Annotated in this window: 1 protein-coding gene; it reads right to left on the bottom strand. The window is 48.9% G+C overall.

The window, feature by feature from the left end; genetic code table 11:
• Positions 1–524 (bottom strand): OmpA family protein (locus tag R8O10_RS27345; protein WP_318192252.1); only part of this gene is annotated, 524 nt, incomplete at both ends.

The following is a 524-nucleotide window of genomic DNA, read 5'->3' as shown; positions in this document are numbered from 1 at the left end:
ATCACTTCTTGTCGAATAACGGGTTGGTTAAATTCCGCTTTTTGTTTCGCTTTTTGCAGCTCGCTGTCATCTTGATTGCCAAATAAGGTCTCAAGCACTTTTGCTGCTGGTGTTGTCAGAATAAACAGTTCGATTCGACGGTTTTCGCTTGAATCTGGCTCATCTGGGTTCAGCAACGCTCGATCTGACATGCCGGTAACTTGCATGACGCGGTCATCGGGCATTCCGCCTTCAACCAGCGTTTTTCTCGCCACATCAGCACGCGATGCCGACAGCGCCCAGTTCGACTGACGGCCAAAACGTTTCTTAAACGGAATCGCATCGGTATGACCACTGATGATCAATGGGTTGGTTACTTGCTCGAAAAGAGGGGCAAGTGCTAACAGTAAATCTTCAAAAAATGGCGTAAGCTCGGCTCCACCACGACTGAACATGTGCTGTTTGTAATCGTCTTGCAACACGATACGCAAGCCTTGTGGTGTCACAGTAACGTTGACGTTTCCTTGCGCGTTGATCTGCGCGGT

Source organism: Vibrio sp. 1727 (assembly GCF_033344415.1).
Lineage (GTDB): Bacteria > Pseudomonadota > Gammaproteobacteria > Enterobacterales > Vibrionaceae > Vibrio > Vibrio alginolyticus.
The sequence above is the reverse complement of the archived record's forward strand: the minus strand, read 5'-3'. Positions and strand labels throughout refer to the sequence as shown.